The organism is Actinopolymorpha alba DSM 45243 (assembly GCF_000373925.1).
Classification (GTDB): Bacteria; Actinomycetota; Actinomycetes; order Propionibacteriales; family Actinopolymorphaceae; genus Actinopolymorpha; species Actinopolymorpha alba.
Genome location: NZ_KB892746.1, coordinates 68,898 through 81,140 on the forward strand (window position 1 = coordinate 68,898; position 12,243 = coordinate 81,140).

At 64.8% G+C, this 12,243-nt stretch carries 9 protein-coding genes; 5 read left to right on the top strand and 4 right to left on the bottom strand.

Features of this window, described 5'->3' with window-relative positions; genetic code table 11:
- The first annotated feature begins 1,261 nt into the window (after positions 1 to 1,261).
- Both B141_RS0111785 and B141_RS0111790 read left to right on the top strand, forming a co-directional pair.
- Positions 1,262 to 2,851, top strand: a complete 1,590-nt coding sequence (locus B141_RS0111785) for an alkaline phosphatase D family protein (protein WP_020575367.1) — start codon at positions 1,262 to 1,264, stop codon at positions 2,849 to 2,851.
- Between the two features lie 45 nt (positions 2,852 to 2,896).
- Positions 2,897 to 3,406, top strand: coding sequence for a DinB family protein (locus tag B141_RS0111790; RefSeq protein ID WP_020575368.1), 510 nt, complete (start codon positions 2,897 to 2,899; stop codon positions 3,404 to 3,406).
- Positions 3,407 to 3,693: 287 nt separating this feature from the next.
- On the opposite strand, the gene B141_RS52775 is transcribed toward B141_RS0111790, so the two are convergent.
- Positions 3,694 to 4,452 carry a phosphotransferase enzyme family protein gene (locus tag B141_RS52775; protein ID WP_020575369.1) on the bottom strand — a complete coding sequence of 253 codons (759 nt, stop codon included), beginning with the start codon at positions 4,450 to 4,452 and terminating at the stop codon, positions 3,694 to 3,696.
- A 260-nt stretch (positions 4,453 to 4,712) separates the two neighbouring features.
- Here B141_RS52775 and B141_RS40180 point away from each other — a divergent pair, with 260 nt between their 5' ends.
- The 3 genes from B141_RS40180 to B141_RS0111810 all read left to right on the top strand — a co-directional run bounded on the left by B141_RS40180 (position 4,713) and on the right by B141_RS0111810 (position 8,642).
- On the top strand, positions 4,713 to 6,254 hold the full coding sequence (locus B141_RS40180) for a sulfatase-like hydrolase/transferase (RefSeq protein WP_020575370.1): 1,542 nt from the start codon (positions 4,713 to 4,715) through the stop codon (positions 6,252 to 6,254).
- A gap of 391 nt (positions 6,255 to 6,645) precedes the next feature.
- The gene (locus B141_RS0111805) at positions 6,646 to 7,314 is read left to right on the top strand and encodes a trimeric intracellular cation channel family protein (RefSeq protein WP_020575371.1); all 669 of its coding nucleotides are present in this window, start codon (positions 6,646 to 6,648) and stop codon (positions 7,312 to 7,314) included.
- Between the two features lie 47 nt (positions 7,315 to 7,361).
- Positions 7,362 to 8,642, top strand: coding sequence for an amidohydrolase (locus tag B141_RS0111810; protein WP_020575372.1), 1,281 nt, complete (start codon positions 7,362 to 7,364; stop codon positions 8,640 to 8,642).
- A gap of 164 nt (positions 8,643 to 8,806) precedes the next feature.
- Here B141_RS0111810 and B141_RS0111815 read toward each other — a convergent pair whose 3' ends face one another.
- The 3 genes from B141_RS0111815 to B141_RS0111825 all read right to left on the bottom strand — a co-directional run bounded on the left by B141_RS0111815 (position 8,807) and on the right by B141_RS0111825 (position 12,034).
- Entirely contained in the window at positions 8,807 to 10,219 is a 1,413-nt protein-coding gene (locus B141_RS0111815) for an ABC transporter substrate-binding protein (protein WP_202805742.1), read from the bottom strand.
- A 10-nt stretch (positions 10,220 to 10,229) separates the two neighbouring features.
- Positions 10,230 to 11,006, bottom strand: a complete 777-nt coding sequence (locus B141_RS0111820) for a carbohydrate ABC transporter permease (RefSeq protein ID WP_202805743.1) — start codon at positions 11,004 to 11,006, stop codon at positions 10,230 to 10,232.
- Between the two features lie 143 nt (positions 11,007 to 11,149).
- Positions 11,150 to 12,034 (bottom strand): carbohydrate ABC transporter permease, encoded by an 885-nt coding sequence (locus B141_RS0111825; RefSeq protein ID WP_020575375.1) that lies wholly within the window; start codon positions 12,032 to 12,034, stop codon positions 11,150 to 11,152.
- Between the last annotated feature and the right edge of the window lie 209 nt (positions 12,035 to 12,243).

Sequence of the window (12,243 nt, forward strand, 5' to 3'; positions counted from 1 at the left end):
TTCGGATCGAGTGGTCTCACGTGACGGAGCCCGATTGAACCACGCGTGCGGGCCTGACGCTGGATCGCACTGACCCGCCTACCCGACACCGGGTACCCGCCCCGGGTTCGTCGCACCGCGTTCGCGCAGGCTCGTGGACCGGATGGTCAGAACTCGGCCGTCGAAGCTCAGCACAGTGTGGCGGCCCTTGGCACTCGCGTGGATCGGCACTCATTGGCTCATCGCCGCCTGCCTCTCCCGTGCGTGGGCCCTGTAGACCCCTGCTACACCCGGCCTGACTCTCAGGCTACGTCCGTTACGACGGCGAGCACCTGGTCGACGACTTCCGGAGCTCGGACGAGGTGGTCGCGATCGAGTTGCCTGCCTCTTTGGAAGTGGGTCGGCGACTCGCGGCAGCCGGAGCCGTGCCATCCACGGGCCATGCGCCCAGGTATCGACAGGTCACGCCAGGACACTCGCGGCCGCCGACGTCGGGGTGAACCAGCCCCTGATGCCGGTGGATGTACGTTTCCCAAGCTGACCAACCGCGCGCCATCAGACCAGGTACGCCGAGGTCGCTCTAGGCCACCCATACCTTCCGCTCGGTGGAGAGATCATTCGGCGGGTGGCGAACGGCTTTGGCAGGAACCGGCGGCTGCGGTGCCATCCAGCCGGCTGGTAAGCGCGTCGAGCACCCGGCGAACCATCACCAGGTCTTCGAGATCTGAGACAGGCGCGGCGTTGCGCGCGATCCAGTCCAGTACCTGACCGGTACGCGGTGGAGGCGGTACGTTCCTACGTCCGCAACTGAAAGCAGCTGCGCTGGGCCAGCCGGCGTCGAAGATTCACCAACTGCGAGAGACTCAAGCAGAATACGGCAACGAGGAATTGCCAATACCTGTCGAGATCTGGGGCGACGACCACGGGGGAGGTGGGCTGCGCCCTATGCGTTCCCCAATGACGCATTCCGAGGCGGAAAGGAGGCCTTTCGTGCGGTCGTTGATAAGGCGCCCGGTGCGGAACCCGGCGGTCGCTGCGTGGTGGATCTGCACTGCCAACGGCAGCAGCGTAAAGCTGTGGTGGTTGCCTTTTGCGGTTCGTCGCCGTCTGGTCTGGATGCCGACTGAAGAACACCCCACTTCGGCTGAGGGCGTCTTACGCTGCGGCCTTCCTGATGCGGCGGGTGCGAACTCGTCAACGTTCCGGTACGACACCGAGCCGTCACCTGGCCGTCGTCTTTCATTGCTGGAGAAAAGTCCCGACCGGCTCTAGCCTTCTCCGCATGACTTCGCCGACCGACTCGAGCGCTCTCGCCGCGATGAAGCGCCGCCGCTTCCTCAGCGCCGTCGGAGGTGTCGCCGGCCTCGCCGCGCTCAGCCAGGTGCCCGCGGCTGGAACCGCGCTGGCCGCACCTCGCCCACGTGGTGGCGCGTACCCTTTCACGCTCGGCGTGGCATCTGGTGACCCCACTCCTGACGGCGTGGTGCTGTGGACCCGGCTCGCTCCGGACCCCTTCGCGCCGCACGGCGGCATGCCCGGACGCCCGGTGCCCGTCGACTGGCAGGTGGCAAGCGACGAGGGAATGCGGCGCCTCGTCCGTTCGGGGACCGCGCAGGCGCTGCCCGATCTTGCCTACTCCGTGCACGTCGAGATCAGTGGCCTGGAGCCCGGCCGGCACTACTACTACCGGTTCCGTTACCGCGGTGACCTCTCCGAGGTCGGCCGGACTGTCACCACACCCGAGCACGACAACGTCGCCAACTCGTTGAACTTCGCGTTCGCCTCCTGCCAGGACTGGTCCCACGGCTTCTACTCCGCCTACCGGCACATGGCCGAGGAGGATCTCGATCTCGTCGTCCACCTCGGCGACTACGTCTACGAGTACGGCCTGCCCGCCGACGGTGGTAACCGGCACACGCCCCTCCCGGAGGTGCTGCAGGAGGGCCCGCAGAACCTCGACCGGTGGCGGATGCAGTACGCGCTGTACAAAAGCGACCCGGACCTGCAGCGCACCCACGCCCGTTTTCCGTGGCTGGTGACCTGGGACGACCACGAGTACCAGAACGACTACGCCGGCGCCTACGACGACACGATCACCGCCGCGCGGGCGGCCGCGTACCAGGCGTGGTACGAGCACCAGCCGGTACGCCGCCGCTCGCTGCCCCGGCCGGACGGGTCGCTGCGGCTCTACGGCCGCAGTCAGTGGGGTCGGCTCGCGCAGTTCGACGTGCTCGACACCCGCCAGTACCGCGACGCGCCGCCGTGCGGCTGGGGTGAGGCGGCGGCCTGCCCCGCGGCCTACGACCCGAAGGTGACCGTCCTGGGCACCACGCAGGAGAAGTGGCTGCTGGACGGGTTGCGTGAGTCCGACGCGCGGTGGAACGTCCTCGCCAACAGCGTCATGATGGCCCGCCTCGACCACGACGGCCCGAGCGGCGACATCCTCTGGCACGACGCGTGGGACGGTTTCCCCGCCGCCCGCAAGCGCATCACCGACACGTTCGTGTCCGGGCGGGTCCGCAACCCGGTGATCGTGACCGGTGACTGGCACTCGACGTTCGTCAACGACATCAAGCGCGACTTCGACGACCCGGGCTCGCCGGTGGTCGCCACGGAGTTCGTCGGCACGTCCATCACCACCAACGGGGACGATGAGGTGTACGGCCCCTACTACGGGCCGATGATCAAGTACAACCCGCACATCACGTTCTTCGACGGTGACCGTCGTGGCTACGTGCGGTGCAGTGTCGACAAGAAGGAGTGGCGGACCGACCTGCGCATGGTCTCCAGCGTGAGTCGCGCTGACGCTCCGGTGTCGACGTTCGCCTCGTTCATCGTCGAGGACGGCCGTCCCGGTGCGCGGCGGCTCTGACCCCCGATCAACGGATGTCCACCAAGGGCAGGCAGGATCGCGGGCATGACGACAGAGCGGACGGACGTCCCGAGCAGCTTCGACGAGCGGACGACGCTGCTGACCATGCTCGACTACACGCGCAAGACGGCCATCATGAAGTGTGAGGGCATCAGCGACGAGGACGCTCGCAGAGCGGTGCTGCCGAGCTCACCGTTGATGACGGTCTCAGGAGTGATCAGTCATCTGCGCTGGGTGGAGTACTCCTGGATCCAGGTGCGGCTGCTGGGTGGTGAGGACGAGGGCCCGTGGACCGAGGAGGACCCGGACCGCGAGTTCCGTTACCGGCTTGGGTTGCCGCTGTCTGAGGTCGTGGCCGACTACGAGGCGCTGGCGCGCGACCACGACGCGCTGATCGCCGGGTGGGACCTGGACATGCCTGCCGTGGCGAAGCTGCGCGATGGTCGGGGGATCAACCTTCGCTGGATCCTGCATCATCTCGTCGAGGAGAACGCGCGGCACAACGGCCACCTGGACATTTTGCGCGAACTCCTGGACGGCACGAAGGGCGACTGACCCGGTGGGTCGGGGCACCGGTGATGCGGAAACCGGGGAGTGGAACGTACCTGGCGTCCGTGGTTCGTATCGTGCGGTCGATTACTGGTGGGCCTGGCGTGGCGTCCACTGTCCGACGAGCGGCGCAGATGGCTGCCCGTGTTGCCAAGGGCACGCTGTACGCCGACCTGACGACAACAGCGCCGTTTCGCAAAGCAGCCCGCAGCGTCGCAAACATTTCCTGCATCTCGGGCAGCTGTCGCAAACACCTACCCGTTGGCCCCAACGGGCTCCGCGCGCGGATCGGCTCACAGGGGCAACCGGACGCGACGAAGGGACGCGAATGCTGAGGCCAGTGCCTGGATGTCAATGTGGTCGACCTCGTGGCCGTCGGCTTGGAGCCGGCTCCAGAAGGCGACACCATGCCGAAGGCGCGCTCGTATGAGCGGGATCAAGGAATCAGACGGCTGAACGGGGCCACCCGCTTGCCGGTACGCAGTCAGGAACTCCATCGCAGGATCCAGCAGGAGGGTGTCGCCAGTTGGCGACTTCCCGAATTCCCAGACCGATATGGCCAGTTCGGTGATCAGCGGCCCCCATTCAACTTCGTCCCAATCAACCAAGCCGACGATCATCCCTTGCCGGCAGAGGATGTTGCCTGGAAAGAAGTCCCTGTGCATCCACCCGACCTGCTCTCTGGCGGCATCGCTGTCATGCCAGGACCGCAGCCACTCATCCAGCTCACCGTCTGGGAGAAGCCGCACCGCGTCAAAGTCGTCGCGAACTGGGGACTGGCCATCACCAAGACCCGGGCAGGCCAGCGCAGCCTTGTGCAGCCGTCCCAGGAAGCGAGCCGCTTGTCGTAGCTGTTCGAGGTCCTGGCGGTTCAATGGCGCGCCATCCACGAAGGGCCAGACAGTGACCGGGTGGCCACCCCAGAGGAAGGCTGATTCACCGTCTGATCCGACGAGCGGCTGAATCGCCTCCGGGATCATGTGGGACAACTCGTTGGCGACCTTGCACGACCGCTGCAAGTCCTTCAGCTGGTAGTACTGCGAGACTCGCACTACGACTGGTGGAACCGAGTCCAGCCGCCAGACCTTGGAGGCAGACCCTCCGCTCAGCGCTTCGGTGCTCCGGGCGCTACACGATATCGTTCACTAACCGCCGACAGCAGTCCTTCAGGAATGGCTTGCATTCGACAACCTCGCTCGTGTTAGTTGCAGCATTGCGAGACCAGCGAATCACAGCGGCTGATCGTCCGCAAAGGCTGAAGGAGATCTCAAGCCCGGTGTGACGCTTGAGTTGTGGGACGTGAAGCCCGAAAGTGAGCGGCCCAGGTGGGACCTTCGACCGCTTCGTCACCCACCCAGACGGCCTGATGACTGCCCCCGGCGACACCGCCTACGTTCAGGAGTGGCTGGAGGTGCTGGAGCGAGACAGCGATCGAGTTCGGGGACTCCCGGGCTCCTGGCACGCCAGTGGAACCGTCGGCATCACTTGGTTCGCTGCCGCAAGAATGGTAATCGTTGACACTCTTCGAGGAGGGAACGTGCCGGAAACAACGAGTCCCAACGTCGTTGTCATCTATGCCGATGATCTCGGTTGGGGGGACGTCGGATGCTTCGGGGCCGCCGATCTGAAGACCCCGGCGCTCGATCGCCTGTGCGCCTCCGGCGTCCGACTGCCACAGTGGTACTCAAACTCGCCGGTCTGCTCGCCCTCGCGGGCTTCGCTCCTGACAGGGAGGTATCCCGCTCACGCGGGCGTCGAGACGATCCTGGGAGGCGCCCGCCGCACGCGGGGCCTCCCTCGGCAGGAGACTCTGGCCACACAACTTGGTCGCCGCGGTTATCGAACGGGTATCTTCGGCAAGTGGCATCTCGGGGTGGCCCAAGAGTTCAGTCCATTGAACTACGGGTTTGACGAGAGCTTCGGATTTCGTGCGGGCTGCGTTGACTACTACTCCCATATCTACTACTGGGGGGCGCACAATCCTGTGCATGACCTTTGGGACGGCGACGAAGAGGTGTGGCTCAACGGCGATTACCTCACGACTGTGATCGGCGAGCGTGCGTCCCGGTTCATCGCTCGAGATGACGGTCGACCATTCTTCTGCTACGTGCCGTTCAATGCGCCCCACTATCCGCTGCACGCACCCTCCGAGTACATGAGTCGATTCGCGCATCTTCCTGAAGGCCGCAGGACCATGGCGGCGATGGTTGCGGCGATGGACGATGCGATAGGGCTGATCATCGACACACTCGACGAGCGCGGGCTACGCGAGAACACGCTCATCTTCTTCTCCTCTGACAACGGTCCCTCCGCGGAGAGTCGAAACTGGCTCGACGGCGAGGAGATCTCGTATGACGGCGGCTCCACCGGCGGGCTCCGGGGAACGAAAGGATCGGTGTTCGAAGGGGGAATTCGAGTACCCGCGATCGTATCGTGGCCGGCCCAACTGCCGTCGGGAGTCGACTACTCTGGCGCTGGCCTGATGATGGACCTGCTCCCGACGATCCTCGAAGCCGTGGACGGCTCGCCAACGGACCTTGCCGACATCGACGGCTGCCCGCTCCTCGCAGGGTTGCGAGAGCCGAGCCCTCACACCGACACGGACGACCGCACTGTCTTCTGGACATATGACGGGCAATGGGCGGCGCGCCGCGGTCGATTCAAGCGCGTTCATCATGTTCGCAAAGGAATGACCCCTCCCTACGTCGTCGAACGCGCCCTCTTCGATGTCGTTGAAGACAGCACGGAACAGATCGATGTCTCGCAGCGGTTCCCGGAGACGGTGAACGAACTCGACCGTGAGTTGGAGGAGTTCCGGGCCCAGCACAAGAGATGGGGCAGCGCGGCCGTCTAGCCTAGGCCCGTCGACAGCCGGCCCTCCGGATCAGTGCCGTCTCGGCCCCCGCCGGCATGAGGGGGGCGGGCTTCCGATTGGCGGCCCCGGGCCTTGGACATATTGGACACAAATGACAGAAACTCCGAGTGTCTCGGTTGTGGTGGGGGTATCCAGCGTGGCGGGCCCGCCGTGCAGGTCCTCCGGCGGCGGGTTCGGGGCGGTCTGGGCGTGTACAGAAACCCTCGGGACGCGGGACTGCGGCGGGTACGTTTCCGCAGGTCAGCGTTTTGTGACAAATGTGCCCGACGTTCCATCCGTCTCCCCGTGTCGGCGAGCCCACGTGGCCTCCTCGGCAGGCTGCCGCTCTGGCTGGTTCGATGGTGGAAGAAGGGAAGGGAGGTGCTGTTCCGTGGCCGGCTGGTTGTCGCCGGGGAACGTGACCGAGGTGACTCGGGTTCTGGACTTGAGCGGGGTCTTTGTCAACGCCATGCTCGGCGGGGTGATGGCGCGGGACCGGGATCTGGACCTGTTCGGCTTCCTGGTCATCGGCATCGTCTCCGGCGTGGGCGGCGGGATCATCCGTGACACCCTGTTGCAGCACGGCACCCCCGTGGCGCTGACCGACTACGCCTATCTCGCCGTCGCCACCGGCGGAGTCCTGCTGGCTTTCGTGGCCGACCTGAGCCGCCACACCTCTAGCTGGGCCTTCAACCTGCTCGATGCCTCGGCGCTCAGCGTCTGGGCGGTGGCTGGGGCGCAGAAGACCCTCTCTGTCGGTCTGGGCTGGCTGCCGGCGGTGCTGCTGGGCACGATTACGGCGGTCGGCGGTGGTGCCGTCCGGGATCTGATGCTGGGACGCACTCCTGACATCTTCGGCGGCACGCCCTTGTACGCAACCGTTGCGGTCGTGGTCAGCGTGGTGATGGTGGTCTGCAGCGAGCTCGGCGTACCCACCGTCGGCATCGTCGCCGGTGTGGTGATCGGCATCTTGCTGCGGCTGGCCGCGATCAACCGGGGCTGGAGGCTGCCGGGCAGCCGCGACTGGCGGCTGCGGGCCTCGCGTCGTCGGCGTCCCTGACATGGACGCGCAATCCGATCGCCCGTGGAGAGGAGGAGTCCACAGCCATGACTCTCAGGGATTCCGCGGATGCTGTCGTGGCCGGGCTTGGCGGTATCCGGTCCGATCTGGAGGACTTCTACAAGGACCTGCATGCCCACCCCGAGTTGAGTCACCAGGAGCACCGGACCGCGGCTCGGGTGACGGAGCGCCTGAAGAGCTGGAACTACCTGGTGCACGAGGGCGTCGGCGGCACCGGCGTGGTCGGCGTACTGGCCAACGGTGACGGGCCGACAGTGCTGCTGCGTGCTGACATGGATGCCCTGCCTGTCCGCGAGGACACCGGTCTGCCATACACCAGTACGGTCACCGCTACGGATGCCTCCGGTCGACAGGTGCCCGTGGCGCACGCCTGCGGTCATGACATGCACGTCACCTGTCTGCTGGGGGCTGCCCGGCTGATGGCGGCCACCCGCAAGTCCTGGCAGGGCACGCTCGTCGCCTTGTTCCAGCCCGCAGAGGAGCCCGGGGACGGCGCCGACCGGATGCTCGCCGACGGGCTCACTGACCACGTTCCCCGCCCGGACGTCGCGTTCGCCCAGCACGTGCTGCCCTATCCCGCCGGGCAGGTGGGCACGCGCGCTGGTTCCTTCCTCTCAGCAGCGGACAATGTGAAGATCACTGTCTACGGTAGGGGCGCCCACGGCTCCGCACCGCAGGACGCCATCGACCCCGTGGTCATGGCTTCGATGATTGTCGTCCGTCTCCAGACGATCATCTCCCGTGAGCTGGCCGCCACCCAGCCCGCAGTCCTCACGGTGGGCGCCATCCAGACGGGCACAAGCGCCAATGTGATCCCGGAGTCGGCCGATCTGCTGGTCAACGTGCGCACCTACGACGAGGAAACCCGTCGGGCCGTCCTAGCCGCCGTGCGGCGCATCGTCGCAGCCGAGTGCGACGCCTCCGGAGCGATCCGCGAGCCGCGTTTCGACGAAGGCGACCACTTCCCGCTGACCGTCAACGACGAAGCGGTGACCCGCGAGGTCTCCGCCGCCTTCGTCGCTACTTTCGGGGATCGGGCGGGAACCAGCAAGCTGCAGAGTGCCAGCGAGGACTTCAGCCGGATCCCCGATGCCTTTGGCAGTCCGTACACCTATTGGGCCCTAGGCGGCATCGATCCCGATACCTATCGGGCCGCTCAGCAACGCGGCACAGTCGCCCAGGACATCCCGGTCAATCACAGCGCCCGCTTCGCACCGGTCCTCCAACCCACCCTGGATACCGGCGTGCAGGACCTGGTTGTAGCCGCACTGACCCGGCTCGCGAAGCCGGACCACGAAAGTCCGTAGGGCAACCCGCGGCCCGGGTTGAGTCTGCTTCTTCAACGCGGCACGTACTAGCGGCAGGCGGCCACGAGTTCGTCGTGGTAGCTCGGAGAGATCTGCCGGGGGCACACCCAGTGCTCGCCTGCGATCTCCGTGAGATCTAGCGATGCTGGGTCCGACTCGAGACGTTACGACGTCTTGCCGGTGGCGAGCAGGCGCTCGAGCTTCGGCCGCACCTCCTTCATTGCCACAGCGGCGGTGCGCTTGCCATTCAGCACGCTATCCCAGGCCGGCGTGAAGACGTTCCCCCACTCGACGACGTACCCGCCGTAGTGTTTGCCAGTCAGGTCACCAGGCGTCCGGAGGTATTCGGGGTTGAGCTCATCGAGGAACACTTGCTTGCTTACGGGCTTGGTCTTCGGGTCGAGGAAGACGGCACCTTCTGCCAATGTGCGCAGCGACGGCACGCTCTGACCGAGCGAAGAGACGATCTTCTGGCCGTCGGCGGACGTACAGAACGAGATCCACTTCCAGGCGGCTTCCTTGTCCTCGTCGCTCGCCTTGGCCGTGATGGAGAGCGGTGAATACCATCCCGTCGACACCTTCTTGCGTCCAATTGGGAACGGTACGACGTCCCAGTCGAATTTCGCTCCCCGGTACCGGACCGACGACCAGACACCGTCGTAGGCCATTGCGACATTGCCCGTCAGGAAGGAGATCTGGCCGGATTGCTGATACGCGGGGCTCGGCGCAATCGAGTGCTTGGCCCCCAGGTCAGCCACGAACTGCAGACCTTCGACCGCCTCCGGCTCGTCCAGCGGAACCTTGCGATCCTTGGTGATTACTTCGCCTTCGTTCGCCCAAACCCACGGCCACGGTACGCCCCCGGCGCTGGGATCGAACCCGTACTGCTTGATTCGTTTGGGGTCGAACCCCGCTTCGCCAGGATGCTTGCCGTTTCGGTCGAGGGTGAGCTGGCGACCGAAGTCGAGCACCTGGTCCCAGGTCATCGGCTGCTTCGGATCCGGCGGCTCGAGCCCTGCTCTCTCGAACAAGTCAAGATTGCAGTAGATGGCCATGGACCCGCCGTCGTAAGGCAGGCCGTAGGTCTTGCCTTCGTATTCAGAGGTGTCCCACGCAGTCGGAAGGAAATCGTCCTTTTTGAATCGCTTGTCGTTCTTGATCAGGTTGTCGAGTGGCTCCACCGCGCCTGCGCGTATCGACGAGGTGATCGTGCAGGAACACTCGAACAGGCTGTCCGGCGGTGTGCCGCTCGCCAGTTTCAGCTGGAACTTCTGGTAAAAGTCGCCGGGAACCTGCTCGATGTTCACCTTGGTGTCGGGGTTGCGCTTGACGAACTCGGTACGGAGTTGACGGAAGACCTTCCAGATTGCCTGGTCGCCTCGCGCGAAGAAGTCCACGCCCGTAGATTTGCCGTTGGCGGAACCGTCACCGTTCCCACCAGTACCCCCGGTAAAGCCGCTGCACCCCGATGCGAAACCGCCCGCAAGGAGTGCGACGCCGAGCGATCCCGTGCGTGCAAGAAACTCGCGCCTACTACGTACTTGAGCATCCACAATGATGCCTTTCTCGAAACCCAAGGAGTGAGCGCTACGCCTTGAGACCTGTGAGTACGATTCCGCGGATGAACGTCTTCTGCGCCAGGAAGAACAGCACCACAACCGGTGCGACCATGATGACGGAGACGGCCATGACGAGATGGGTCATGTCACGACCCCACTGCAGACCCTGCAGTGCCGAGATTCCCAGCGCGAGGGTCCATTTGCTTTCACTCGTGAGATAGACCAACGGTCCGAAGAAGTCGTTCCAGTGCGAGAGGAACGCAAATACTGACACGACCGCGATAGCTGGCCGTGACAGCGGAAGGATGATCTGGGTGAGGATAACCCACGGCCCGGCACCGTCAATCCGAGCCGCCTCGTCAAGCTCCATCGGTAAGGTGCGGAAGAACTGCCGGAGCAGAAAGATGAAGAACGCACTACCCGCTCCGAACCAGTAGGGCACGGTCAGGGGGAGGAAGGTGTCCAGCCAGTTCAGCGATTTGAAGAGGATGAATGTCGGTATCAACGTCACGGTGTACGGGACCATGAGTGTGGCGAGCACGATGGCGAACAACACGTCACGGCCGGGCCAGCGTAATCGCGAGAACGCGAACGCACAGAGCACGGACGTCACCACCTGGCCGGTGGCCGCGACAAAGGTGATGACGAGCGTGTTCTCCAGATACCGTAGGAACGGGAGCGCAGACAGTACATCAGTAAAGTTTCTCCACCGCATCGGCTCCGGGATCCACTCCGGAGGGACGGTAAAGATGTTCTCCGGGCCTTTGAGCGAGCTGCTTACTAACCATGCGAACGGCAGCAGCATCACCAGGCCACCGCCGGTCAGGAGCACATACGCCAGCACCGTGCGGATCCGACTGGATGGTCGCCGACGCGACGTCCGGGGCCCCTGACCCATGTCGGCCGCCAAGGGTCCGCCTTGCTGTGCGGTCGTCGTGGCCACCTGAACTACCTCCCGCGCTCGGTTTCGTAGTAGACCCATCGGCGCTGCAGGCGGAACATCACGGCTGTGAGCCCGACGATCACCAGGAACAGCAGCCATGACAGGGCCGCCGCGTACCCGACATTGAAGTACTGGAAGGCATTGCGGTAGAGGAACACCATGTACATCAGGCCAGAGTCCTCCGGCCCTGCGCTTCCCGTGCCAGTGGGCGTGTAGATCAGGTAGACGATGGTGAAGACCTGGAACGACCCGATGATGCCGAGGACGAGGTTGTAGAAGATGATCGGCGACATCATCGGGACGGTGATATGCCTGAACTGACCGAACGTGCCGGCGCCGTCGATCTCGGCTGCTTCGTACAACTGCTGGGGCAGGCCCTGCAGTCCGGCGAGGAAGACCAGCATCGTTCCGCCAAGGCCCATCCACAGCCCGACCAGCACGAGGGCGGGGATAGTGAGTCCGGGCTCGATCAACCATCCCGGCGTGGGCAGTCCGAGTGATCCGAGCAGGTTGTTCAGCAGACCGAAATCGCGGTTGAGGATCCATCGCCAGAGCGCGGCGGCGGCAGCAGCTGGTACGAGTGTGGGGAGATACCAGATAGTCCGGTACACCGCGATCCCGCGAACCTTCTGGTTCATCAGGATGGCGACCATGAACCCCGTGGCGAGCGTCAAGGGAATCGCCAGAACGCTGTAGTAGATCGTCGCCGACAGCGACTTCAGGAAGAGTTCGTCGGAGAACATCGCGACGTAGTTGCGCAACCCGACGAAGCGGGGGACATCCACGATCTTGTACTCGGTGAAGCTCAGATAGAACGTGAAGATGATGGGGTACGCCGTGAAGATCAGCAGGCCTAGGATCACCGGCGCGGCGAAGAGGTAGCCGTGCAAGGTCTCATGACCCCAACGCCTCCGCCTTCGGCTCGCCCGCACGCTTTGAGTGCCGGCGCCGGCGGAGGATGCCTGCCGTGAAGAAAGCATATATGTTGATAGCGGGCCGACGTGCGAAGGTCAAGAAGCCCACATGTACATAAGGCGTGGGCCACGCGGCTGATTTCGGCCATCCCGAGCGGACGACCGGGCGCTGGCGACGGTTGCGT